The following is a 22,786-nucleotide window of genomic DNA, read 5'->3' on the forward strand; positions in this document are numbered from 1 at the left end:
TCGACGGCACCCTGTTCGCATGACCGCACGGTACTGCTCCCTCGCGCAGCAGTCGGTCCCCGCGTTCGCGCCGGGACTGGCCGCCGAGCGGTTGCGTGCGCTCATCGGCGGAAGCCGGATGTGGGTCAACGGCACGGTGCTGCACTACTACTTCTTCGACCGGGACGGCGACGGGTCCGTGATCCCCGACCCGGTTACCGGCCGGAGCGGGCATGTCCCGTGGGTCGGCGGCAAGGAGCAGCGGGACGTCGTGCGCGAGTGCTTCGCGCAGTGGCGGGACCTCGGCATCGGGCTGTCCTTCGTGGAGGTGGGCGACCGGTCGGAGGCCGAGCTGCGCATCGGGTTCCAGCTGGGCGACGGCTCCTGGTCGCACATCGGCAAGGACGCGCTCGGCGTCGGTATCAACGAGCGCACCATGAACTTCGGCTGGGACCTGACCGTGCCCGGGGAGCGCGGCACGGCGCTGCACGAGATCGGGCACGCGCTCGGCATGCTGCACGAGCACCAGAGCCCGTTCGCCGGCATCCACTGGGACGACGAGGCCGTGTACACCGATCTGGCGGGCCCGCCGAACTACTGGAGCCGGGACAGGACGTTCTTCAACATCCTGCGCAAGCTCGACCCGAGCGAGGTCAACGGTTCCGTCTGGGATCCGCACTCGATCATGGAGTATCCCTTCTCGGCCGGGCTGATCCTGGAGCCGGAGCAGTTCCGCGCGGGTCTGAACCCGCCCGGCGTGCTGTCCAAGGCCGACAAGGAGTTCGTCCTGCGCTGGTACCCGCCTGCCGCGGCGACGGGTCCGCGCGAGCTGGTGCCGTTCCGTTCGGTGCCGCTGCGGCTCGGCCCGGCCGGGCAGGCCGACTTCGTCGTCGAGCCGCCTGAGACCCGCACGTACACGCTGGGCACCTTCGGCGACAGCGACACCGTCGTGGTGGTCTTCGAGGAACGGGACGGCGAACCCCGCTACGTGACCGCCGAGGACGACGGCGGCACCCCGCACAACGCGACCGTCCGGGCCCGTCTCGTCAAGGGCCGCCGGTATTTCGTCCGGGTGCGTCTCTATGCCAACTGGGGATCGGGGGAGACAGCGATCATGTGCTGGTGACGGCACGGATCCGCTGACGCGCACGGACTCTGCGGTCCATGGTCCGGCGCCGGGGGAAACGCCGACGTACGCCGCCTTCGGGGGAGGGCGACGTACGTCGGCCGTTCCATATGTCCCACGCACCTTATCGGGGGTGGAGGGTGAGGTCTCTTCCGACCACCGGCGAAGTCACCCCTTGACGTATGTCGGCCGCCTGACCGACAGGGCGTGGTGGAAGACGTCGCGGGGGTCCCACTTCGCCTTGACCCGCTGGAGCCGGTGGTGGTTGGCGCCGAAGTACAGGGTCTGCCAGGGCGCGCCCGTGTTCCGGGCGGGGTCGGCGAGGTCGGTGTCCGGGTAGTTGACGAAGGCGCCGTCGGCCGCGGCGGGGGCGCCGCCGGTGTCGGCGTACAGGTCCTCGTAGAGCTCGCGCAGCCAGCCGATGTGCCGGGCGTCGTCGCGGGGATCCTCCCATCCGTTGACGTAGAACATCTTGATGCTCGCGTCGCGGTGGGGTGTCGCGGTCGCGTCCGGTGCCACGGTGTTGACCTTGCCGCCGTGGGTGTAGAGGCTCACGCTGCCGCCCGGGTGGTCGTAGTCGGACCGGGTGAGGTGGTGGTGCAGGACGTCGATCTGCCGGTCGGTGAAACGGCGGCGCAGATAGCCCGACTTGACCTTCAGCCGGTAGACGGGTCCGGGGTCGCCGGGTGAGCCGGCCAGGGCCGCGGCCAGCCAGGACTGGTTCCGTACCGTGCGGACCGGCTGGACCCGCACACCCCGGTTGATCGCCGCGATGTGCTCGTCCAGCATCCGCTCGGCACCGGAGTCCGCCGCCACCTGCCCGATCATGAGGACGGTTCCCGACGGGCGGCGGGTCAGGGCGAGTTCGCTGTAGAGGGCGAGGTACGGCGAGTCGGGGGCGCTGTGCTGTTCGGCCCAGGCGCCGTGGTTGCGGACCAGCCGGGCGAAGGACGTCCGGTCCAGCTGCTGCCAGTCCCAGGAGAGGGAGAAGCTCAGCACACCGGACGGCGGCGCGGGCAGCAGGCCGGACGGGTCGTCGCCCTGGGCGCCGGGGGTCCGGAACCAGTAGCGGGTGACGATGCCGAAGCTGCCGCCCCCGCCTCCGGTGTGCGCCCACCACAAGTCCCGGTGCGGATCGGCGGGTTCACGGGTGGCCACCACACTGCGCGCCCTGCCGCCGCGGTCCACGACGACGACCTCGACCGCGTACAGATGGTCCACGGACAGGCCCATCAGCCGGGACAGCGGGCCGTAGCCGCCGCCCAGGACATGGCCGCCGACGCCGACGTCGGCACACCAGCCGGCCGGGATCGTCACGCCCCAGCCGAGATACAGCCTGCGGTACACCTCGCCCAGCAGCGCGCCGGCCTCGACGGCGAAGGCGCGCCGGCCGGGGTCGTACGAGACGGCCGTCATGGCGGACATGTCGACGACCACCTCGACGCCCGGGTCGGCGACGAAGTTCTCGAAGCCGTGGCCGCCGCTGCGGACCGTGATCCGCCGCCCGCTGTCGACCGCCTGCTGCACGGCCCGTACGACGTGCGCCGTCGTGCCGACCACCCACACGTGCTCCGGGCTCCCCACGAACCGGCGGTTGTAGCCGCGGGACGCCAGCGACCGGTACCGCGGCTCGCCGCGTCCGACCATGGCCGGACCGGGAGGGGGCGGGAAGGACGTCCCGTCCCCGGCCGCCGCCGTCCCACCTGTGGGCGCCCCGGGCACCACGACCCCCGCCGTCGTGGCGACCACGCCGCCGCGCAGTACGTTCCTTCGGCTCAACGCGCTCATCACGTCTCCTCGCCTCGCGTCCGCTCTTCCGTCGGTCTCGAAGCTAGGTCGCGAAGGCGGCGAGCACAGTCGTCCCAGCCCCCCGTTCAGGGTGGTGCCGGCACCCGAGTCCGGCCCCGCGCGCGGAAATTCGGGTGCCCGGGCACGGTGGCGGCAGTACGGTCCCGACGTGACCGATGACAACGTCTCCACCCATGACGGCGGCCGCACCGATGACAGCGGCCGCACCGATGACGACGGCTACTTCGGCGAGGACGTCGCGGCCGACTACGACGACGACACGGCGGACATGTCCCGCCCGGACGCGGTGGCCCCGGCGGTCGACCTGCTGGCCGAGCTCGCCGGCGACGGCGCGGCGCTGGAGTTCGGCGTCGGAACCGGCCGGATCGCGCTGCCGCTGGCCGGCCGAGGCGTGCCGGTGCATGGCGTCGACCTGTCGCGCGCGATGGTGAAACGGCTGCGGGCCAAGCCCGGTGGCGATGCCATCGGCGTGACCATCGGCGACTTCGCGACGACCCGGGTGACGGGCGAGTTCGCGCTGGCCTACCTGGTCTTCAACACCATCAACAATCTGACGACCCAGGACGCCCAGGTCGACTGCTTCCGCAACGCCGCCACCCATCTGCGGCCCGGCGGCTGCTTCGTGGTCGAGGTGGGGGTGCCCGAACTGCGGCGGCTGCCGCCCGGGCAGAGCGCCGTACCGTTCCACATCAGCGACACCCGCTGGGCGTTCGACACCTACGATCCCGCCACCCAGGCCATGAGCTCCAACTACGTCACCATCGTCGACGGGCGCGCCGAGCACTCGTCGATCCCGTTCCGGTACGTGTGGCCGGCCGAGCTGGACCTGATGGCCCGGCTGGCCGGCCTCCGGCTGCGCGACCGGTGGGAGAACTGGAAGCGCGAGCCGTTCACCGGCGAGAGCCGCGCCCATGTGTCGGTGTGGGAGAAGCCGGCCGACTGAGGCTTGGCCGACTGAGGCTTGTGCGAGGGTCATGAGGGCCGACGATCGGTGGGAGGCCGGTCAGGGGTTCGTCCACGCCTCGGGGTCGTCCGCGAGGCTCAGCACGTCCTCGGGCAGCTTGGCCGCGGCCACGTGCGCCAGGGTGACCTCGCCGAGGATCTTGCGGACGTTGGCGCGTACGGCGATCCACAGCGGCAGCAGGGACTCCGCGGGACCGATGTAGGAGAGGTCGGGTGGGCGTACGCCGCGCACCGAGACGAGGGGGCCGTCCGCCACCCGGATCACGTCCGCGATGGGGATCGAGTCGGCCGGCCGGGCGAGCCGGTAGCCGCCCTTGCCGCCGCGCTGGCTGATCACGAGGCCGCCGCGCCGCAGGTCGCCGAGGATGCCCTCGAGGAACTTGTGCGGGATGCCCTGCGCCTCGGCGATCGCCTCGGCCTTGAGCGAGGTGTCCTCTCCTGCCGCGGCCAGCTCCAACGCCGCCCGCACCGCATAGTCCGCCCTCGCCGAGATCCGCATGCTGAGATTATCCACGACAGCCGCGCCCGTCCCCACCGGCCGGCCCCCGGGTCAGGCGGGCAGGCTGAACGGAGGGTGCGCGCCGTTGAGGAAGTAGTCCCCGACCTCGCGCAGCCGGTGGGCGACCGGTTCACGCAGGGTGTGGGTGCGGGTGTCGCGCCAGAAGCGGTCCAGGCCGTGCCGGGCCAGGGCGGCGGGTGCGCCCACGGCGTCCAGGGCGCGGGTGGTGATGTCCTGCGCGGCCCGGGCGGCGGCGGCCTCGGCCGCGCTGGCGAGGACGGCGATCTGCGCGCACTCTTCGTCGTCGAGGTCCTCGCCCCGCGCCAGGCCCCGGGTCAGGGCCGCCACCGCCTGGTCGGCGAGTGCGGACGCGGCATGTGCGGTGACGGCGAGTTCGCCGTACGCGGTCAGCACGTACGGGTCCTGTGGTGCGTGTCCCTGCCACGGCTGCGGAGGGAACGACTCCCACGACGACCGCACCGCCCGTCCGTGCTCGCGGACTTCGCCGAGCAGGCCTTCGGCGACGCCGAGACAGAACTGGGCGGAGACCAGCCGTGCGGTCGGCGAGGCGAGGCCGGCGAAGGGCGACAGGGCGCCGTCGTCGGCGGAGAGGGAGCCGAGCACGTCGTCGTGCGTGACCGGTACGGCGTCGAAGCCCGTCCCGCCGGCGGCCGCCAGCCGTCGGCCGAAGGTGTCGCCGGCGCCGCCGTTGACCAGGCCCGGGTGGGCGGGGTCGACGAGGACGGCGAGGGGCTCGCCGGTGCCGGGTACAGCGGCGCGGACCAGCAGGCGGTCGGCGACGCCGACTCCGGAGCCGTAGCGCTGATGGCCGTCCAGCAGATAGCCGTTGGCGGTGGGGGTCAGCATCAGCGGCGGTTCCTGGGAGGCGATTCCGCCGCCCCAGTACCACTGCCCCGCCGCGAAGGCCCGTTCGACGCGTGCGGCGCGGTCGGGTCCGGCGAAGAACCGGGCGCAGTAGGACAGGAAGTAGTGGCCGCCCAGCAGATGGCCGACGGCCCCGTCGGCGGCGGCGACGGTCCGTACGACGGCGTAGGCCGTGCGCCAGTCCGCGCCCCCGCCGCCGCGTTCGGCCGGTACGAGCAGGGTCAGCAGTCCCGACTCACGCAGCCGGGCGACCTCGTCGAGCGGGGGTTCGCCGGCCTGTTCGCGCTCGACCGCGTCCGTGGCGAGGTCGTCGGCCAGTTCACGCGCGATGTGCCGCCAGTCGTCCGGTCCCGTCTCCCATGGGGTCGCGTCCGCCGACGGCACGGCCGCGCCGCGCGCGGGGTCGTCGAACGGAGCGGCCGGGGCCGAGGGAGCGATCGTCATGGCGTCATCCTCACTCGCTCCACCGACGGGGGTCAACACTTCCCTAGTAATTCGATAGGAAATCTAGGGAATGCGCGAGGGTGTGTCCGATTCCCGCCCTCGACCGGCCAGTTCACGAGGGCGGGCCCATGGTCTTCCGTGGCCCGGACGTCACCGGCTCCCGGCGCCCGCGAACGGGATCTGGGCGGCGGGCGCCGCGGCCGACGCGCCCGGGAAGGGATGCGTCCACAGCCCCCGGGCCGCCAGCCTCGGCAGCACGCCCTCGCCGAACCAGTACGCCTCCTCCAGGTGCGGATAGCCGGACAGCACGAACTCGTCGATGCCCAGCCGGTGGTACTCGGCGATCCGGTCCGCCACCTCGTCGTGACTGCCCACCAACGCCGTGCCCGCGCCGCCCCGCACCAGGCCGATGCCGGCCCAGAGGTTCGGGTAGATCTCCAGTTCGTCGCTGCTACCGCCGTGCAGGGCGAGCATCCGCTGCTGCCCCTCGGACTCGCTGCGGGCGAGCCCGGCCTGGACGGCCCGTACGGTCTCCGTGTCGAAGCCGGCCAGCAGCCGCCGGGCCTCCGCCCACGCCTGCTCGCTCGTGTCCCGGGTGATGACGTGCAGCCGGATGCCGAAGCGGACGCTGCGACCCTCCTTCTCGGCGAGCGCCCGGATCCAGGCGATCTTCTCGGCGACGGCGGCCGGCGGCTCGCCCCAGGTGAGGTACACGTCGACATGCCGGGCGGCGATCTCCCCGGCGATCGGCGAGGAGCCGCCGAAGTACACCTCGGGGACCGGGTCGGGCACCCGGGCGAGCTTCGCGTCCTCGACCTGGAGGTGCTCGCCGACCAGGTCGACGGTCCTGCCCTCCCACAGGCCCCGGACGATCTGGAGGAATTCACCGGTACGGCGGTAGCGGTCGTCCTTGTCGAGGAAGTCGCCGTAGGCCCGCTGTTCGTGGCTCTCGCCGCCCGTCACCACGTTCAGCAGCAGCCGTCCGCCGGTCTGCCGCTGGAAGGTGGACGCCATCTGCGCGGCGAGGGTCGGGGAGACGGAGCCGGGGCGGAAGGCGACCAGGAACTTCAGGCGTTCGCTCGCCTGGGAGACCATCGCGGTGGTCAGCCAGGCGTCCTCGCACCAGGCGCCGGTCGGGGTGAGCGCGCCGACGAAGCCCAGGTCCTCGGCGGCGCGGGCGATCTGGCCGAGGTAGGCGACCGTCGGCGGCCGGTCGCGGCCCGACGCGGTGGCCGGGGTGCCGTGGCCACCACCGACGACATGGCGGCTGTCGCCGTTGGTGGGCAGGAACCAGTGGAAGGTGAGGGCCATGGGGGGGGGTCTCCGTTCGAGGTCGTGCGTCACAGCAGCCCGTGCCGGGGCGGCCTGGTGCCGTTGAGCACGTGGCGGCCGATGTGCTGGACCTTCCAGCGGGCCGGGTCGTGCAGGGTGTGGGTGCGGGCGTCGCGCCAGTGGCGGTGCAGGCCCAGGGAGGCGAGCGCCGAGCGGGTGCCGGCCACCTCGAAGAGGCCACTGCCGACCTCCACGGCCGCCTCCGCCGCCGTCACCTTCGCGGCGGCCACCGCGATCGAGGCCTCGGCGGCGGAGTCGTCGGTCAGGTCTGCGCGGGCGGCGTCCACGGCCCGCGCCGCCGCGGCGAGCAGGGCGTCGGCGGCCCGGACGCGGATCGCCAGTTCCCCGAACCGCTGGATCAGCAGCGGGTCCTCGGCCGCGGTGGCGTGTCCTTCGCCGACGCTCTCGAACCAGGGGCGGCTCTTGGTGCGGACGAACTCCACGGCCTCGGCCAGCGCGCCGGAGGCGATCCCGGCGTCGATGGCCGCGTGTAGCAACTGGGCGACGGCGCCGTGGAGTTGGGGTCCCTCGAAGGTGAGGTGGTGCGGCACGACCCGGTCGGCGGGCACCGGCACCGACTCCAGGCGGACGGTTCCGCTGGCGGTGGTGCGCTGGCCCATGCCGTCCCAGTCGTCCACCACCGTGAGGCCGGGGGCACCCCTCGGGACGTACGCCACGTGCAGGTTGTCGTCGTCGGCGCGGGCGAGGACGGGGATCCAGTCGGCGAACAGGGCTCCGGTGGAGTAGTGCTTGACGCCGTCGAGGACGTACGAACCGTCCGGGCGCAGCCTGAGCCGCGTCCGAATGTCCTGCACATGGCTGGTTCCGGCCTCCGACTGGGCGTTGCCGAACCGCTTCCCCGCCAGCACCTCGCCGAACAGGAACTCCTGCTGCTCCCGCGTGCCCTGCCGGCGCAGCACGCCCACGTACACGAAGTGGCTCTGCGGGATCTGGGCGAGGCTGGCGTCGGCGGAGGCCAGCAGCCGGAAGATCTCGGCGAGCGTCTCCGTGCGGACGTCCGCGCCGCCGAACCGCGCGGGCACCGTCACCCCGAGCAGCCCGGAGGCGGACAGCCGCTCCACCTCCGTGTGCGGGAGCCGGCGCCGCGCGTCCCGTTCGGCGGCGTCCTTGCGGAAGTCCGCGGCCAGTTCGGCGGCGATGCCGAGGGCCTCGGCGTCGTCGGCGATCACGGTCACGGTGCTCATCCGGTGGCCGCCAGCAGGGCCGGGCGGCCACCGAGGGCGAGCGAGAACTGGTCGGTGACCTGGGCCAGCGCCTCGGCGGTGCCGGGGGCGACGGTGAGGGTGCCGTCGTCGCGCACGGTGATGTCCTTGTCGAGGGTGAACCAGCCCGGGGTGATGTGGGCGGGGCCCATGGAGTTCAGGACGGGGCGCAGGGCGTAGTCGATGGCCAGGACGTGGGCGGTGGTGCCGCCGGTGGCCAGCGGCAGGACGGTCTTGCCCGCGAGCGCGTACTGCGGGAGCAGGTCGAGGAGCGACTTCAGCAGGCCGGAGTAGGCGGCCTTGTAGACGGGGGTGCCGATGACGATGCCGTCCGCGCGCTCGACGAGGGCGGTGGTCTCGACGATCGCCGGGTGCCGGAAGTCGGCGTGGAGCAGGGCCTCGGGTGGCAGGGTGCGCACGTCGAGCGGGATCACGTCGTGGCCCTGGGCGGCGAGCCGTTCGTCCAGGTGGCGCAGCAGCCGGGCGGTGCGGGAGGTGGCGGAGGGGCTGCCGGAGACGGAGAGGATGGTGGCCATGGGAGGACCGACCTTTCAGGAGTACCAGGTGGGCTGCGGCAGTTCGCCGGTGAGGACGTGGCGGCCGATCTCGCGGCGCTTGTAGGCGACCGGGTCGTGCAGGGTGTGGGTGCGGACGTTGCGCCAGAAGCGGTCGAGTCCCTCGGCGGAGGCGGTGGCACGGGCGCCGGTCACCTCGAAGATGCGGTTGGTGACCTCCAGGGCCACGTCGGTGGCACGGGCCTTCACGGCGGCGACCCGTACCTCGAACTCGCCGCGGGCCTGCTCGGTGACGGCGTCCGGGTCGTCGTGCAGCTTCTGGCCCTCGGCGGCCACGGCGTCGGCCAGCGCTTCGACGGCCCACAGCTTGGCGGTGAGGTCGCCGTAGGTGTCGATGACGTACGGCTCGTCGACGGCGTGCTCGTGGCCGCCGTGCAGCCAGGCGCGGGACTTGGTCCGGGTGTAGGTGGCGGCGGTCTCCAGGGCGCCGGCGGCGATGCCGAGGTAGAAGCTGACGAAGACGAGTTGGATGGTCGGCACGTTGAGGGTGTTGTAGACGCGCGGCCGGAACCGCTTGTCCACGTAGCCCGCCGCCGCCGACCAGGGGACGCGTACGGCGTCGAGGGTGACGCCGCCGCTCTCGGTGAGGCGCTGGCCGATGTTGTCCCAGTCGTCGTGGAAGGTCAGGCCCTCGCTGTCGGACGGGACGATGGCGAAGACGTGGTCGTCGGTGCCCTCCAGGACGCCTTCGAGGACGGTGACGTCGGAGACCTTGCTGCCGGTGGAGAAGGTCTTGCGGCCGGTGAAGGTGAGGGTGTCGCCCTCGTCCTTGACGACCACGTCCTGGTCGCGCGGGTTGACCGCGCCGCCGAAGAACCACTGGTGGCGGGCGGCCTCTGCCTCCACGAGCTCCCACTGCTCGCGGGTGGCGACCAGTCGAGCGGCCCAGTTCCACAGGTAGTGGTAGCCGAGCAGTTGGCCGATGGAGCCGTCGGCCTTGGCGACCTCGCGGACGACACGGTAGGCGGTGGGCCAGTGCTGGCCGGCGCCGCCGTGCTCGACGGGGCCGAGGAGGGTGACCAGGCCGGAGTCCTTCAGTAGCTGGACCTCGGCGTACGGGGTGGCGGCGGCCTTGTCGCGGGCGGCCGCGTCGGTGGCTAGAACGGCGGCGACCTCGGCGGCCCGGACGAGCCAGCCCTCGGCGTCCTTCGGGGCGGGGGCGGTCTTGAAGTCGGCCGGTGCGGCGGTGCTCATGGGGGACCCTCTTTCAGCTGTGACTGCGGGTTTCGGTCAGGCGTGGGCGGCGGCGACGGGCTCGGACGGGAACTCGGCCTGCTGGGCCTCCAGTTCGCGTACGAGGGGTAGCACCCGCTTGCCGAAGTACTCGACCTCCTCCAGGTAGTGCAGGAAGCCGAGGAGGAAGAGGTCGACGCCGAGCCGCTTGTAGGCGACGATGCGCTCGGCGATCTGCTCGGGTGTGCCGATCAGGCCGGTGCGGAAGCCGTCGTTGTACTGGACGAGGTCCTCGAAGCTCGAGTCCTGCCACATGCCCTTGCCGTCGGCGGTGGCGGGGCCGGCCTGCTGGACGGCGTCCCGGAAGCCGTGCACGGCCTCGGTGTTGGCCTTGGCGACGATCTCGCGGAGCGTGTCGCGGGCCTCGGCCTCGGTGTCACGCGCGATGAGGAAGCCGTTGAGGCCGAACTTCGGTGCGGTGCGGCCCGCTTGGGCGGCGGCGGCACGGACGTCGGCGATCTGCTCGGTGACGCCGTCGAAGTCCTTGCCGTTGCTGAAGTACCAGTCGGAGACCCGGCCGGCCATGGCACGGGCGGCGGTGGAGTTGCCACCCTGGAAGATCTCCGGGTGCGGGCGCTCGGCGCTGTTCAGCGGCTTGGGCTTGAGGGAGAAGTCGCGCAACCGGTAGAAGTCACCGGCGAGTTCGGTGTGGTCCTCGGTCCAGATGCGGCGCAGGGCGGTGATGAACTCCTCCGAGCGGCGGTAGCGCTCGTCGTGCTCCAGCCAGGGCTCGCCCAGCGCGGTGAACTCGCCCTTGAACCAGCCGCTGACGACGTTGACGGCGAAGCGGCCGTTCGACAGATGGTCGGCGGTGGCGCCGAGTTTGGCGAGGACGCCGGGGTGCCACAGGCCGGGGTGGACGGCGGCGATGACCTTCAGGCGCTGGGTGGCCAGGAGCAGGGCGAGGCTGAAGCTGGTCGACTCGTGCTGGAACTCGGCGCCGTAGCTGGCCATGTAGCGGACCTGGCTGAGGGCGTAGTCGAAGCCGTTGTTCTCGGCGAGGACGGCGAGTTCGCGGTTGTAGTCGTAGCCCCAGTCGGTGCGCTGCTCGATGGTGCTGGTGACCAGGCCGCCGCTGACGTTGGGCACCCAGTAGGCGAAGCGGACGGGGTCGGATCCGGGCGGTACGGGCATGGGGAACTCCTGGCATGACTGCGCACGCGGAAAACGGCGCGCGCGTGGCAGGGAATCGTGTTCGGTGAGTGGGATTCAGGCGTGCGGGCGCACTGTTCCCGGAAAAGCCGAATTCACGACGGAAATCGGTCGGTGGTGAAATGCGTGGGGCGAGATCGGCGCGGGTGCGAGGGTTTCCCTCGGAGGCCGGTCCGGGTGCTCAGACCCGACAGCGACAGCAGGAGCTGGAGACACGCGCGAGGTCGACGTGGCGTCGCCGCGTGAGGTCCGGTCGCTTCATGTCATCGATCAAAGCAGCGGGGAGTCCGACGGGTCAAGAATGCCCGGACGTGATTCCACATGTTGAGAGTCGTTATTCACGAGGTTGTGACAGGGATTCCCTTGAACTCGGTCCGCGGCCCGGCGCACTCTCCTGTGGTGCGTATCGAACAGCTCGAATACATCGCCGCCGTCACGCGTTTGGGATCGCTGCGGCGGGCCGCCGAGGAACTGCACCTCTCCCAGCCGGCGCTCAGCGAGACCGTGCGCAACCTGGAGCGGGAGCTGGGCGTGGACCTGCTGGAGCGCAAGCGGTCCGGCGCGAAGATCAGCGACGAGGGGCGGGAGTTGCTGCCGCACATCATGAGCGTGCTGGACGCGGTCGACCGGCTGCGCGGCGCGGCCGGCGACCAGCACCGCATCAGCCGGATGGTCCGGCTCGGCACGGTCAACACGGCCACCGTGCCGCTGGTCATCCCGACGGTGCGGGAGTTCCGGTCCTCGCACCCGCTCACCCAGGTCGAACTGGTCGGCGCGCAGCAGTCGGACATCCATCGCGGGCTGCTGGAGGGGGCGTTCGATCTGGGGCTGGTGAACTACCTCGGCGGCGACGACCTGCCGCCCGGCTTCGAGACCACGGAGCTGCTGCGCGGCCGGCCGGTGGTGTGCGTGCGCCCGGACAGTCCGCTTGCCGCGCTGGAGGCGGTGGACGCGGACAGCCTGCTGGCCGAGCCGCTGGTGGTGATGCGGTCCGGCTATGTCATGCACCGCTTCCTGCACCGCCTGCTCGACGGCCGTACGCCCTCGTTCTCCTACTCCACCGACGGCGCCGAGATGGGCAAGCTGATGGTCGCCGAGGGACTGGGGGCGACCGTGCTGCCCGACTTCAGTGTCCTCGGCGACCCGCTGGAGCGGCGGGGCGCGATCACGGTACGGCCGCTCGCGGGCGACGCGACCGAGGTGCTGCTGGTGCTGCAGCGCCGCCCTTCCGTGTCCGTGCCCCGCGCGGTGCGCGATCTCGACGAGCTGTTCGTGCGCAACGCCCGTACCCACCGGACGCGAGCTGCCTGACCGGGCCGCGACCCTTCTCCACCGCGCGGCCCGGGGTTGGTCAGTGGAGTCAGAGGACCTTCGAGAGGAACGCGCGGGTGCGTTCCTGGCGGGGGTGGTCCAGGACGGCCGTGGGCGGGCCCTGTTCCACGACGACTCCGCCGTCCATGAACACCACGGTGTCGGCGACCTCGCGGGCGAAGCCGATCTCGTGGGTGACGACGATCATGGTGGTGCCGGTACGGGCGAGGTCCTTGATGACGTCGAGGACCTCGCCGACGAGTTCCGGGTCGAGGGCCGAGGTGGGCTCGTCGAAGAGCAGCACCTTCGGTTCGAGGGCGAGCGCGCGGGCGATGGCCACACGCTGCTGCTGGCCGCCGGAGAGCTGACGCGGGTAGGTGTGGACCTTGTCGGCGAGGCCGACCCGGTCGAGGAGCCGGCGTGCGGTGTCCTCCGCCTCCTTGCGCGGGCGGCGCAGCGCGGAGAGGGGGGCCTCGACGAGGTTCTCCAGCACGGTCAGATGCGGGAAGAGATGGAAGTTCTGGAAGACGAACCCGATGTTCGTCCGCTGCTTCAGGACGTCCTTCTCCCTCAGCTCGTGCAGCTTGTTCCCGGAGCGGCGGTAGCCGATGAGTTCGCCGTCGATGCTGACCCAGCCGCTGTTCACCTTCTCCAGGTGGTTGATGGTGCGCAGCAGCGTGGACTTCCCGGAGCCGGACGGGCCGAGGATCACGGTGACCTCGCCGGCCCGGACCTGGAGGTCGACGCCGCGCAGGACCTCCAGCGGACCGAAGCTCTTGTGGACGCCGTGGACGTCCACCATGACGGCACTCAAGAGATCTCCTTCATCACGAACCGGCGCATGGGTCACCTGTGTTCGGCCGGGTTGATCCGCGACGTGTCGATCGCGGACGCGGCCGTGCCCCACTTGGTGAGGATCCGGGCGTAGGCGCCGTCCTTGATCAGCTCGTTGACGGCGGCCTGGAAGGCCTTGGTGAGCGGGGAGCCCTTCTTGAAGGCGAAGCCGACGTCGAGACGGTGGAACTCGCCGAGGAACGTGGTCTGTGACGCGGCCTGGGCGGCCTGGTGGCGCAGTCCGTTGATGGTCGACATGATCACGTCGATACGGCCCTGCTGGAGCGCGGTGAGCGTCGCTCCGTTCTCCGAGTAGACCTTCACGTCGTACGGCTTCTTGCCCGCCTTGTCGCACACCCCCTTGTGTGCGGTGAGGGTGGCCTCGAAGGTGGTGCCGGCGCCGGTGCCGATGGTCAGCCCGCACAGCTCGGTGAGGTCGGTGACCTTCTTCTTGAGCGTGGTGTTGCCCTTCTTCACGGCGAAGCCCTGGCCGTCGTCGATGTAGGTGGCGAAGTCGATGGTCTTCAGGCGCTCGCTGGTGACACCGAAGTTGCCGGTGCCGACGTCGTACTTGCCGCTGCCGAGGGCGGGCAGGATCGTCTCGAAGGAGGCGTCCTGGCGCTCCAGCCGCACGCCGAGCACTTTGGCCACGGCGTCGGCGAGGTCGATGTCCAGGCCCGCGGGCTCCTTGTCCGTGCCGTTGGGGTAGTAGGCGCTGGGCGGGCCCGCGACCGAGCTGCCGACCCGCAGCGTGCCCGCCTCGCGCACGTCGGCCGGGAGCAGGGCGGCGACGGAGTCCACCTTGTGTACGGCGGCGACCGGGTCGTCGGTCGGCGCGGGCGAGCCCTGGGCGCCCACGGCCGCCGTGCCGTCACCGTCGCCGGAACCGCAGGCGGTCAGGGCGAGCAGCGGGAGCAGGGCGAGGGCGGCGGCGCCGCGCAGACGGGTTCTGATCGTGCGGATGGTCACTGGTCGGGGGCCTTTCCCGTGCGTTCCCGGACTGCGAGGTGTTTCTCGAAGGGCAGCGACCCGATGGTCTCCGGGTCGGCCTCGGTGTCGAAGAGAGGTGTGTAGCCGGTGGCCAGGTACAGGCCGCGGGCCTCGGGCTGGCGTGGCCCGGTGGTCAGATAGAGCCGCCGGTAGCCGCCGGTCCGCGCCGCGCGCTCCAGCTCGGCGATGACGCGCCGGGCGAGACCGCGTCCGCGGTGGGCGGAGTGGGTCCAGATGCGCTTCAGCTCGGCCGTGGCCGTGTCGTACCGGCGGAAGGCGCCGCCCGCGACGGGCTCGCCGCGTTCGAGCAGCAGCAGGAGCAGACCGCCGTACGGTTCGGTGAACTCCTCGTCCGGGTAGCGGGCGATCTCGTCCTGCGCGTCCTCGCCGTAGCGGGTGGAGTACTCGTGGCCGAGTTCGCGCAGCAGCGGCTCGACCCGGGGATCGGAGACGGGAACCCGAATGACCGTCAGCTCCGGTGCCGAGGTCATCCGTTCACCGCCGTGAAGGGCTGCGTGCCGCGTGCCGCCCGCTCGGCGTCGCGCTTGGCGGCCTCCTCGCGGACGATCGGGATGACGTGCCGGCCGAAGTCGATGGCGTCGCCCAGCAGGTCGTAGCCGCGGGCGGAGAGGATGTCGACGCCGAGGTCGTAGTAGTCGAGCAGCGCCTGGGCGACCGTCTCCGGGGTGCCGACCAGGGCGTTGGAGTTGCCCGCGCCTCCGGTGGCGGCGGCGGTCGGGGTCCACAGGGCGCGGTCGTAGCGCTCGCCCGCCTCGGCGATGGCGATGAGGCGCTGGGAGCCGGTGTTCTGCGGTTGGGCGAGCCCGTTGTGGCGCTTGGTGATCGCCTCTCCGCGCTCCTTGCGGGCCTTGATGGCGCCGACCGTGCGGTGGGCCTTCTCCCAGGCCAGCTCCTCGGTCGGGGCGATGATCGGGCGGAAGGCGACCTGGATGCGCGGGAGGTCGGTGCGACCGGCGGCCCTGGCCGCGGCCTTCACCCGCTCGATCTGCTCGGCGGTCCTCGCCAGCGGTTCGCCCCACAGGCAGTAGACGTCGGCCTCGGCGCCGCCGGCGGCGTAGGCGGCGTCCGAGGAACCGCCGAACGACACGCCGGGGCGGGGCTGTTGGACGGGGAAGACGTCGCTGACGAAGTCGTGGAAGCGGTAGTGCTCGCCCTCGTGGTCGAAGGGCTCGTGGGTGGTCCAGATCTTCTTGACGACGCGGATGTACTCGCGGGTGCGGGCGTAGCGCTCGTCCTTGGTGAGCGTGTCGCCCTCGCGGCCCTGTTCGTGGTCGTTGCCGCCGGTGATGAAGTGCACGGTCAGCCGGCCCTCGCTGATCTGGTCGAGGGTGGCGAAGGTCTTGGCGGCGAAGGTGGGGTACGACACGTTGGGCCGGTGGGCGAGCAGGATCTGGAGGTGGTCCAGCCGGCTGGCGATGTACGCGGCGGCCGGCGCCGGATCGGGCGAGCCGGAGCCGTAGGCGAACAGCACCCGGTCCCAACCGTGGTCCTCGTGCGCCCGGGCGAGCCGGAGCGTGTACTCCTTGTCGAACGCGGCGCCGGAGCGCGGCGTGGTTTCGGAGCCGTCGTTGGTGGCGGCGATGCCGAGGAACTCCACGGGCATGGGGTGGCCTTTCGGGAATGCGGCGCACGGGCAGACAGGCAGGCCGGCCGGATGGCCCTGCGGGCAGCCGGGACGGTGCTGAACTGCCTTGCGCACAGGCATGAATGACGATCCGTCAGTCGACGGCTGACGGCTCTGGTGCGGGCGTGACGACGCCGGGCGTCGAGGGGAGAAGAAGGGAGTGCGGCGGCAGCGCGCGAAGGGAGAGGTCGGCCCGCGACGGGGTCACCGAGGGAGGGAAGGGCCGGTCAGACGGCCCGCTGCCGAGTCAGACGCAACACGCCGCGGACCACACCCGACCGAAGTCGATGTGATCGCGCGTGACCAAGCGCTGCTGGGCATTCATGCGACCAATTGAGCAGGACATCCCGGCTCCCGTCAAGCGAGCCCCGGATACCGGACCGCCACGACCGGCGTCGCACGGCGCGCTGTTGACACATCGACGTCATGGGCACATACGATCGAAGGCGGACCGGCTCCGCACCGCGCGGCAGCCTCTCCGGCCGCGTTGAGGGACGCGGCGGCGTGACGACACCGAAGCCCGGCCGCACCGCGCTGCCCCGGGTCACCCACGTCCGCGTTCCCTCCCCCGGAGAGCCTCCTCATGGTCACGCCGCCCGAAGTCACCTCCACGCCTGTCGCGAAGACCCCGCGGGCACCCGACACCCCGGCCCCCGACCTGCCCCGGATCGTGCCACGCCGGCACGCCGGCCGGTGGCTGACCGCCGCCGTCGCCCTGCTGCTCTTCGCGATGGTGCTCAACTCCGTGGTCCGCAACGAGGCGTTCCAATGGGACGTGGTGGGCCGGTACTTCACCACCGCGGCCGTGCTCGACGGACTGCTGCTCTCGCTGTGGCTGACCGCGGTCGTGATGGTGCTCGGCTTTCTGCTCGGTACCGTGCTCGCGGTCATGCGGCTCTCCGCCAACCCGGTGCTGCGCACGCTGAGTTGGGGCTATGTGTGGGTCTTCCGGTCCACGCCGCTGCTGGTGCAGCTGCTGTTCTGGTTCAACATCGGCGCCCTGTACCCGACGCTGGGCCTCGGCATCCCGTTCGGCCCGGAGTTCCTCACCGTCAGGACGGTCAACCTGCTCGGCCCGACCCTCACCGCCGTGATCGGCCTGACCCTGCACGAGTCGGCCTACGCCGCCGAGGTCGTCCGCGGCGGCATCCTCTCCGTGGACGCCGGGCAGACCGAGGCCGCCCAGGCACTCGGCCTGAGCAGACGCCGCGCCCTGCGCCGGATCGTCGTCCCGCAGGCGATGCGCTCCATCGTGCCGACCGCCGGGAACATGCTGATCGGCACCCTGAAGGGCACCAGCATCGTCAGCGTGCTGGCCGTGCACGACCTGCTGTACTCGGTGCAGCTGATCTACAACCAGACGTACCAGGTGATCCCACTGCTGATGGTCGCCACGCTGTGGTACATCGCCGTGACCACGGTGCTGAGCGCCGGCCAGTTCTACGTCGAGCGGTACTACGCCCGCGGCAACTCCCGTGCCCTGCCGCCCACTCCGCTGCGGCGGCTGCGCGGCCACCTGACCGCCGTACGCCTCCGCTTGCGGGCGGCGACGGCGTCCGACGCCCGCCCGGCGATCGGCGGCGACCGGTGAGCGGCCGCCCTTCCACGGCCGTGCTGGTCGTCGTCGGCGCGGGCCCGCGGGCCACGGGGCTGCTGGAGCGGATCGCCGCCAACGCGCCCGAACTCTGGGACGGGCGGCGGGAGTTGCGGATCCATCTGGTGGACCCGCACCCGCCGGGGCCGGGGCGCGTCTGGCGGAACGAGCAGTCGGGGCTGCTACGGATGAACTCGATGGCCGAGGACGTCACGATGTTCACCGACGAGTCGTCCACCATCGACGGCCCGGTACGGCCGGGCCCCTCGCTCGCCGAGTGGGCGGCCCAGTTCTCCGGCCGGGGCCCGCGCCACACGCCCTACGTCGAACCGGCCGACCCGGACGTGCTCGCCGAGCTGCGCTCGCTGGCCGGGAGCGACTTCCCCACCCGCCGCGCCCAGAGTGCCTACCTGGACTGGGTGTTCCGCAGGGCGCTGGCCGAACTGCCGCCCACCGTCACCGTCGAGTGGCACCGCACCACGGCGACCGCCGTCACCGGCCCTGCCGACGGCCCCCAGCAGGTCCACCTGGCCGACCGCGCCACCCCGCTCACCGCCGACCTGGTGGTCCTCGCCCAGGGGCACATCGGCTCGCTCCCCGCCGCCGAGCACCGCGACCACGCCGCCTTCGCCCGCCGGCACGGCCGCTTCCATCTCCCGCCGGAGTTCTCCGCCGACGCCGACCTGTCCGCGCTGCGCCCCGGCGAACACGTCATCCTGCGCGGCTTCGGGCTCGCCTTCATCGACCTGATGTCCCTGCTCACCGAGGGCCGCGGCGGCACCTACCGCACCGAGCCGGACGGCACCCTCACCTACCTGCCGTCCGGCCGCGAGCCCGTCCTGCACGTCGGATCGAGGCGCGGGGTGCCGTACCACTCCAAGACCCGCTACCGGCTCCAGGGGCCGCGGCCCCCGCTGCCCCGGTACTTCGGCCCCGAGGCGGTCGACGGGCTGCTCGCCGGGGGCCGCCCGCTGGATCTGCGGCGCGACGTGTGGCCGCTGATGGCCAAGGAGATCGGCTTCGGCCACTACCACGAGCTCTTCCACGCCCACCCCGGGCGCACCGCCCTGCCCTGGCCGGACTTCGCCGCCGCGTACGACCGACTGGACTGGTACGGCGCCGAGATGACGGTCCTCGTCGCCGGGGCCGTACCGGACCCGGCGGACCGGCTGGACCTCGAGGCCCTGGACCACCCCCTGGACGGCCTCTCCTTCCCCGGCCCGGACGCCTTCCAGGAGCATCTGCGCGACCACGTCGCCCGGGACGTGACCCGGCGCGAGGATCCGGGGTTCAGCGCCGACCTCGGGGCGTTCCTCGCCCTGCTCTCGCTGTACGGGCAGCTGCCCCGGCTGGTCGCGGCGGGGCGGCTGACCGCTCGGTCCGTCGCCGAGCAGCTCGACGGCTGGTGGCAGGGCTTCTTCAGCTTCCTGGCGTCCGGGCCGCCCGGCTTCCGACTGCGCCAGCTGCTGGCCCTGTCCCGGGCGGGCGTCGTCCGCTTCCTCGGCGCCGGCATCCGGATCGGCACCGACGAGACCACCGGCACCTTCACCGCGACCAGCCCCACCGTCCCCGGCCACACCGTGCACGCGCCCGCGCTGATCGAGGCGTATCTGCCCGCCGCCTCCCTCGACCGCACCGAGGACCCCCTCCTGCGCGAGCTGCACCGGTCGGGCGCCCTCACCGAGGAGGTCATCGCCGACGCCACCCACACCCACCGCTCCGGACTGCTCGCCGTCTCCCCCACGGACGGCCACCTCCTCGACCCGTCCGTCGGCGGCACGCATCCACGCCGTATCGCGCTCGGCGCCCCGACCAACAGCCGGGCCGTGGCCGCCTTCGCCCGCCCCCGCACCGACGCGCCCGCCTTCCGCCAGAACGACGCGGTGGCGCGCGCGGTTCTGCGCGCCGTTGGCGCCGGGCACGTGAGCTGGGGCTTCTCGAATGACGAGAAGGAAGTGTCCATTATATGAAAAGCCTCTTGGGGTAGCGGCTCGGTTCTGCCACGATCCCTATCAACCAGGTAGGAAAACTAGGAATCGGTGGGGTGGGGTGGCCATGAGCACGCGCGACCACACGGACCCGTTGTCGCCCCTCCTGACCACACGCCGCCACATCGACTTCGGCCGGACGGCCAGCGCCATCTGTCGGCTCGTCTGAGTCCCTCCGCGCCTCCCGGCCGTCCCCCCACACCGCTACGCCCCCTGCTGTCCCACCGGGACGGCGGGCGAGTGGTGTGCCGGTGCGCACCCGCGGGCTTCACGCCCCCTGCCGTACCTCCCTGATCACCCTTTCCGTGAGAGGACACCTCCGTGTCTGCCGCAAGACCGCTCACCACCCTGCGCACCCTCGCCGTCATCACGGCGCTCCCCCTGCTGCTGACCGCCTGCGGCTACGGCGCCGAGTCCACCGACGACGGCAAGCAGGCCGAGGTCGCGGCGGACGCCAAGAAGCTCTCCGCCGACGAGGTGAAGATCGGCTACTTCCCCAACCTCACGCACGCCACCGCTTTGGTGGGCGTCCAGGAGGGCCTGTTCCAGAAGGAGCTCGGCGGCACCACGATCAAGCCGTCCACGTTCAACGCGGGGCCGTCGGAGATCGAGGCGCTGAACTCCAAGTCGATCGACATCGGCTGGATCGGCCCCTCCCCCGCCATCAACGGCTACACCAAGGCGGACGGCACCAACCTGCGGATCGTCTCCGGTTCGGCCTCGGGCGGCGTGAAGCTCGTCGTCAACCCGGAGAAGATCAAGTCCCTGAAGGACGTCAAGGGCAAGAGGATCGCCACCCCGCAGCTCGGCAACACCCAGGACGTGGCGCTGCTCAACTGGATCTCCGAGCAGGGCTGGAAGGTCGACGCGGAGAGCGGCAAGGGTGACGTCTCGGTCATCCGCACCGACAACAAGATCACCCCGGACGCCTACAAGTCCGGTTCGATCGACGGCGCGTGGGTGCCGGAGCCGACCGCGTCCAAGCTGGTCGCCGAGGGGGCCAAGGTGCTCCTCGACGAGGCCGACCTGTGGCCCGACAAGAAGTTCGTGATCACGAACATCATCGTGCGGCAGGACTTCCTGAAGGAGCACCCGGACGTCGTCGAGGCCGTGCTGCGCGGTTCGGTGAAGACCAACGCGTGGATCAACGCCAACCCGGACAAGGCCAAGGCCGCCGCGAACAAGGCCTTGGAGCAGCTCTCCGGCAAGGCGCTGCCCGCCGACGTCATCGACCCGGCCTGGAAGTCGATCACCTTCCTGGACGACCCGCTGGCCGCGACCCTCGACACCGAGGCGGACCACGCGGTCCAGGCCGGCCTGCTGGAGAAGCCCGACCTCAAGGGCATCTACGACCTCGCGCCGCTCAACAAGGTCCTCAAGGCCGAGGGCAAGGACGAGGTCGACGACGCCGGTCTCGGCGTCGGGTAACACCCCCGCCCACACCCCGCACCCGACGTTCCCCAGGAGGTGACGACCATGGCCACTCCGACGGCCACGACCGCCGAGGTCGCCGAGCACGCCAAGACGGCGACGTACGCCGCCCGGATCGAGCATGTCTCGAAGTCCTTCGCCGGCCCCGCGGGCCGGCAGCTCGTCCTGGACGACATCACGCTCGATGTCGCGCCCGGCGAGTTCGTCACCCTCCTCGGGGCGTCCGGCTGCGGCAAGTCCACCTTGCTCAACCTGGTCGCGGGGCTGGACCGGCCGTCCGCCGGCACGATCGGTACGGACGGCCGGCCCGCCCTGATGTTCCAGGAGCACGCCCTGTTCCCGTGGCTGACCGCGGGCAAGAACATCGAACTCGCCCTCAAGCTCAGGGGCGTACCCAAGGCCGAGCGCCGGCCCGAGGCGGAGCGGCTGCTCGAACTGGTCCGGCTGAAGGGCGCGTACGGCAAGCGGGTGCACGAGCTGTCCGGCGGTATGCGGCAGCGGGTCGCGCTGGCCCGCGCCCTGGCTCAGGACAGCCGGCTGCTGCTGATGGACGAGCCGTTCGCGGCGCTGGACGCGATCACGCGCGACGTGCTGCACGACGAACTGACCCGGATCTGGCGGGAGACGGGCCTGTCGGTGCTGTTCGTCACCCATAACGTGCGCGAGGCGGTGCGGCTCGCCCAGCGGGTCGTGCTGCTGTCGTCCCGCCCGGGCCGCATCGCCCGGGAGTGGACGGTCGGCATCCCGCAGCCGCGCCGAATCGAGGACGCCGAGGTCGCCGAGTTGTCCGTCGAGATCACCGAAGAACTGCGTGGGGAGATCCGCCGCCATGGCCAGCACTGACAACGGCGTCGACATCGAGGTCGACGTCACGAAGAAGGGCTCCCCGGCGGCCGGGGCCGCGCAGGACGATCTGGCGGGGCTGGAGGCCGGGCTCGACGCCCTGGACTCGGTGCAGGTCGGCCGTACGCCGCTGCGCGAGACCCTGGTCCGCAAGGTGCTGCCGCCGGTCGTCGCCGTCGCGCTGGTGCTGGCGGTCTGGCAGCTGCTGGTGTGGGCCGAGGTCGCGCCCGACTACAAGCTGCCCTCGCCGTCCGACGTGTGGGGCGAGGTGCGCCAGTCCTGGCTGCAGGGCACGCTCTTCGACTACATCTGGACGTCCGTCTCCCGCGGCCTGATGGGCTTCCTGCTGGCGCTCGCGATCGGCACGCCGCTCGGCCTGCTGGTCGCCCGGGTGAGGTTCGTCCGCGCGGCCATCGGCCCCATCCTCTCCGGCCTCCAGTCGCTCCCGTCGGTGGCCTGGGTACCGCCGGCCGTGATCTGGCTGGGCCTCAACGACTCGATGATGTACGCGGTGATCCTGCTCGGCGCGGTCCCCTCCGTCGCCAACGGCCTCGTCTCCGGCATCGACCAGATCCCCCCGCTGTTCCTGCGCGCCGGCCGCACGCTGGGCGCGACCGGTCTGCGCGAGGCCCGGCATATCGTGATGCCGGCCGCGCTGCCCGGCTATCTGGCGGGCCTCAAGCAGGGCTGGGCCTTCTCCTGGCGGTCCCTGATGGCCGCCGAGATCATCGCCACCTCGCCCGACCTGGGCATCGGGCTGGGGCAGTTGCTGGAGCAGGGGCGCACCAACAGCAGCATGTCCCAGGTCTTCCTCGCCATCTTCCTGATCCTGCTCGTCGGTATCGCCATCGACCTGCTGATCTTCAGTCCGCTGGAGCGGAAGGTACTGCGGGGCCGGGGACTGCTGGTCACCCGCTGAGCGTGCGGCGT

At 71.8% G+C, this 22,786-nt stretch carries 22 protein-coding genes; 9 read left to right on the top strand and 13 right to left on the bottom strand.

The window, feature by feature from the left end:
- Positions 1–19 precede the first annotated feature (19 nt).
- The gene (locus tag ACFZBP_RS00080; protein ID WP_391409065.1) at positions 20–1,105 is read left to right on the top strand and encodes a M12 family metallopeptidase; all 1,086 of its coding nucleotides are present in this window, start codon (positions 20–22) and stop codon (positions 1,103–1,105) included.
- 168 nt (positions 1,106–1,273) lie between these two features.
- On the opposite strand, the gene ACFZBP_RS00085 is transcribed toward ACFZBP_RS00080, so the two are convergent.
- On the bottom strand, positions 1,274–2,893 hold the full coding sequence (locus ACFZBP_RS00085; protein WP_391409066.1) for an FAD-binding protein: 1,620 nt from the start codon (positions 2,891–2,893) through the stop codon (positions 1,274–1,276).
- Positions 2,894–3,062: 169 nt separating this feature from the next.
- On the opposite strand from ACFZBP_RS00085, the gene ACFZBP_RS00090 reads away from it, so the two are divergent.
- Positions 3,063–3,857: a methyltransferase domain-containing protein gene (locus ACFZBP_RS00090; protein WP_391409067.1), complete on the top strand. Its 795-nt coding sequence runs from the start codon at positions 3,063–3,065 to the stop codon at positions 3,855–3,857.
- Positions 3,858–3,917: 60 nt separating this feature from the next.
- On the opposite strand, the gene ACFZBP_RS00095 is transcribed toward ACFZBP_RS00090, so the two are convergent.
- The 8 genes from ACFZBP_RS00095 to ACFZBP_RS00130 form a co-directional block, all read right to left on the bottom strand.
- Positions 3,918–4,376: an Rrf2 family transcriptional regulator gene (locus tag ACFZBP_RS00095; RefSeq protein WP_391409068.1), complete on the bottom strand. Its 459-nt coding sequence runs from the start codon at positions 4,374–4,376 to the stop codon at positions 3,918–3,920.
- Positions 4,377–4,427: 51 nt separating this feature from the next.
- Complete coding sequence (locus ACFZBP_RS00100; protein WP_391409069.1) at positions 4,428–5,705, bottom strand: acyl-CoA dehydrogenase family protein; 1,278 nt, start codon at positions 5,703–5,705, stop codon at positions 4,428–4,430.
- A 150-nt stretch (positions 5,706–5,855) separates the two neighbouring features.
- Positions 5,856–7,016: an LLM class flavin-dependent oxidoreductase gene (locus tag ACFZBP_RS00105; RefSeq protein ID WP_391409070.1), complete on the bottom strand. Its 1,161-nt coding sequence runs from the start codon at positions 7,014–7,016 to the stop codon at positions 5,856–5,858.
- A gap of 29 nt (positions 7,017–7,045) precedes the next feature.
- Complete coding sequence (locus ACFZBP_RS00110; protein ID WP_391409071.1) at positions 7,046–8,242, bottom strand: SfnB family sulfur acquisition oxidoreductase; 1,197 nt, start codon at positions 8,240–8,242, stop codon at positions 7,046–7,048.
- On the bottom strand, positions 8,239–8,796 hold the full coding sequence (gene ssuE, locus ACFZBP_RS00115) for an NADPH-dependent FMN reductase (RefSeq protein WP_391409072.1): 558 nt from the start codon (positions 8,794–8,796) through the stop codon (positions 8,239–8,241). Before ssuE ends, ACFZBP_RS00110 begins: the two co-directional genes overlap by 4 nt.
- 15 nt (positions 8,797–8,811) lie before the next feature.
- Positions 8,812–10,029: an acyl-CoA dehydrogenase family protein gene (locus tag ACFZBP_RS00120; RefSeq protein ID WP_391409073.1), complete on the bottom strand. Its 1,218-nt coding sequence runs from the start codon at positions 10,027–10,029 to the stop codon at positions 8,812–8,814.
- Positions 10,030–10,065: 36 nt separating this feature from the next.
- Positions 10,066–11,202 carry a dimethylsulfone monooxygenase SfnG gene (gene sfnG / locus ACFZBP_RS00125; RefSeq protein WP_391409074.1) on the bottom strand — a complete coding sequence of 379 codons (1,137 nt, stop codon included), beginning with the start codon at positions 11,200–11,202 and terminating at the stop codon, positions 10,066–10,068.
- Between the two features lie 199 nt (positions 11,203–11,401).
- Positions 11,402–11,482, bottom strand: coding sequence for a putative leader peptide (locus tag ACFZBP_RS00130; protein WP_383455484.1), 81 nt, complete (start codon positions 11,480–11,482; stop codon positions 11,402–11,404).
- 137 nt (positions 11,483–11,619) lie between these two features.
- On the opposite strand from ACFZBP_RS00130, the gene ACFZBP_RS00135 reads away from it, so the two are divergent.
- A complete protein-coding gene (locus ACFZBP_RS00135) occupies positions 11,620–12,531 on the top strand; it encodes a LysR substrate-binding domain-containing protein (RefSeq protein ID WP_391409075.1) in 912 nt (303 codons plus the stop codon).
- Positions 12,532–12,580: 49 nt separating this feature from the next.
- On the opposite strand, the gene ACFZBP_RS00140 is transcribed toward ACFZBP_RS00135, so the two are convergent.
- From ACFZBP_RS00140 to ACFZBP_RS00155, 4 genes are read right to left on the bottom strand one after another with little or no spacing between them, the layout of a single operon-like run.
- Positions 12,581–13,333, bottom strand: coding sequence for an ATP-binding cassette domain-containing protein (locus tag ACFZBP_RS00140; protein WP_391410292.1), 753 nt, complete (start codon positions 13,331–13,333; stop codon positions 12,581–12,583).
- Between the two features lie 44 nt (positions 13,334–13,377).
- On the bottom strand, positions 13,378–14,328 hold the full coding sequence (locus tag ACFZBP_RS00145; RefSeq protein ID WP_391410294.1) for a transporter substrate-binding domain-containing protein: 951 nt from the start codon (positions 14,326–14,328) through the stop codon (positions 13,378–13,380).
- Positions 14,329–14,330: 2 nt separating this feature from the next.
- On the bottom strand, positions 14,331–14,846 hold the full coding sequence (locus ACFZBP_RS00150) for a GNAT family N-acetyltransferase (protein WP_391409076.1): 516 nt from the start codon (positions 14,844–14,846) through the stop codon (positions 14,331–14,333).
- Positions 14,843–15,979, bottom strand: a complete 1,137-nt coding sequence (locus ACFZBP_RS00155) for an LLM class flavin-dependent oxidoreductase (RefSeq protein ID WP_391409078.1) — start codon at positions 15,977–15,979, stop codon at positions 14,843–14,845. Before ACFZBP_RS00155 ends, ACFZBP_RS00150 begins: the two co-directional genes overlap by 4 nt.
- A 604-nt stretch (positions 15,980–16,583) precedes the next feature.
- Here ACFZBP_RS00155 and ACFZBP_RS00160 point away from each other — a divergent pair.
- The 6 genes from ACFZBP_RS00160 to ACFZBP_RS00185 all read left to right on the top strand — a co-directional run bounded on the left by ACFZBP_RS00160 (position 16,584) and on the right by ACFZBP_RS00185 (position 22,775).
- On the top strand, positions 16,584–17,591 hold the full coding sequence (locus tag ACFZBP_RS00160) for an ABC transporter permease subunit (RefSeq protein WP_391409079.1): 1,008 nt from the start codon (positions 16,584–16,586) through the stop codon (positions 17,589–17,591).
- The gene (locus ACFZBP_RS00165) at positions 17,588–19,564 is read left to right on the top strand and encodes an FAD/NAD(P)-binding protein (protein WP_391409080.1); all 1,977 of its coding nucleotides are present in this window, start codon (positions 17,588–17,590) and stop codon (positions 19,562–19,564) included. Before ACFZBP_RS00160 ends, ACFZBP_RS00165 begins: the two co-directional genes overlap by 4 nt.
- A gap of 85 nt (positions 19,565–19,649) precedes the next feature.
- Positions 19,650–19,751 carry a putative leader peptide gene (locus ACFZBP_RS00170; protein WP_383455114.1) on the top strand — a complete coding sequence of 34 codons (102 nt, stop codon included), beginning with the start codon at positions 19,650–19,652 and terminating at the stop codon, positions 19,749–19,751.
- Between the two features lie 152 nt (positions 19,752–19,903).
- Entirely contained in the window at positions 19,904–21,010 is a 1,107-nt protein-coding gene (locus tag ACFZBP_RS00175; protein ID WP_391409081.1) for an aliphatic sulfonate ABC transporter substrate-binding protein, read from the top strand.
- 48 nt (positions 21,011–21,058) lie between these two features.
- Positions 21,059–21,856, top strand: coding sequence for an ATP-binding cassette domain-containing protein (locus ACFZBP_RS00180; RefSeq protein WP_391409083.1), 798 nt, complete (start codon positions 21,059–21,061; stop codon positions 21,854–21,856).
- Positions 21,843–22,775, top strand: a complete 933-nt coding sequence (locus ACFZBP_RS00185; protein ID WP_391409084.1) for an ABC transporter permease subunit — start codon at positions 21,843–21,845, stop codon at positions 22,773–22,775. Before ACFZBP_RS00180 ends, ACFZBP_RS00185 begins: the two co-directional genes overlap by 14 nt.
- Positions 22,776–22,786 lie beyond the last annotated feature (11 nt).

It is taken from the genome of Streptomyces sp. NPDC008086, assembly GCF_042957325.1.
Classification (GTDB): Bacteria; Actinomycetota; Actinomycetes; order Streptomycetales; family Streptomycetaceae; genus Streptomyces.

Coding starts and splice junctions, on each gene's coding strand:
- ACFZBP_RS00080 (WP_391409065.1), top strand. CDS start 20: ATGACCGCACGGTACTGCTCCCTCGCGCAGCAGTCGGTCCCCGCGTTC.
- ACFZBP_RS00085 (WP_391409066.1), bottom strand. CDS start 2,893: ATGAGCGCGTTGAGCCGAAGGAACGTACTGCGCGGCGGCGTGGTCGCC.
- ACFZBP_RS00095 (WP_391409068.1), bottom strand. CDS start 4,376: ATGCGGATCTCGGCGAGGGCGGACTATGCGGTGCGGGCGGCGTTGGAG.
- ACFZBP_RS00100 (WP_391409069.1), bottom strand. CDS start 5,705: ATGACGATCGCTCCCTCGGCCCCGGCCGCTCCGTTCGACGACCCCGCG.
- ACFZBP_RS00105 (WP_391409070.1), bottom strand. CDS start 7,016: ATGGCCCTCACCTTCCACTGGTTCCTGCCCACCAACGGCGACAGCCGC.
- ACFZBP_RS00110 (WP_391409071.1), bottom strand. CDS start 8,242: ATGAGCACCGTGACCGTGATCGCCGACGACGCCGAGGCCCTCGGCATC.
- ssuE (WP_391409072.1), bottom strand. CDS start 8,796: ATGGCCACCATCCTCTCCGTCTCCGGCAGCCCCTCCGCCACCTCCCGC.
- ACFZBP_RS00120 (WP_391409073.1), bottom strand. CDS start 10,029: ATGAGCACCGCCGCACCGGCCGACTTCAAGACCGCCCCCGCCCCGAAG.
- sfnG (WP_391409074.1), bottom strand. CDS start 11,202: ATGCCCGTACCGCCCGGATCCGACCCCGTCCGCTTCGCCTACTGGGTG.
- ACFZBP_RS00130 (WP_383455484.1), bottom strand. CDS start 11,482: ATGAAGCGACCGGACCTCACGCGGCGACGCCACGTCGACCTCGCGCGT.
- ACFZBP_RS00140 (WP_391410292.1), bottom strand. CDS start 13,333: ATGGTGGACGTCCACGGCGTCCACAAGAGCTTCGGTCCGCTGGAGGTC.
- ACFZBP_RS00150 (WP_391409076.1), bottom strand. CDS start 14,846: ATGACCTCGGCACCGGAGCTGACGGTCATTCGGGTTCCCGTCTCCGAT.
- ACFZBP_RS00155 (WP_391409078.1), bottom strand. CDS start 15,979: ATGCCCGTGGAGTTCCTCGGCATCGCCGCCACCAACGACGGCTCCGAA.
- ACFZBP_RS00160 (WP_391409079.1), top strand. CDS start 16,584: ATGGTCACGCCGCCCGAAGTCACCTCCACGCCTGTCGCGAAGACCCCG.
- ACFZBP_RS00170 (WP_383455114.1), top strand. CDS start 19,650: ATGAGCACGCGCGACCACACGGACCCGTTGTCGCCCCTCCTGACCACA.
- ACFZBP_RS00180 (WP_391409083.1), top strand. CDS start 21,059: ATGGCCACTCCGACGGCCACGACCGCCGAGGTCGCCGAGCACGCCAAG.
- ACFZBP_RS00185 (WP_391409084.1), top strand. CDS start 21,843: ATGGCCAGCACTGACAACGGCGTCGACATCGAGGTCGACGTCACGAAG.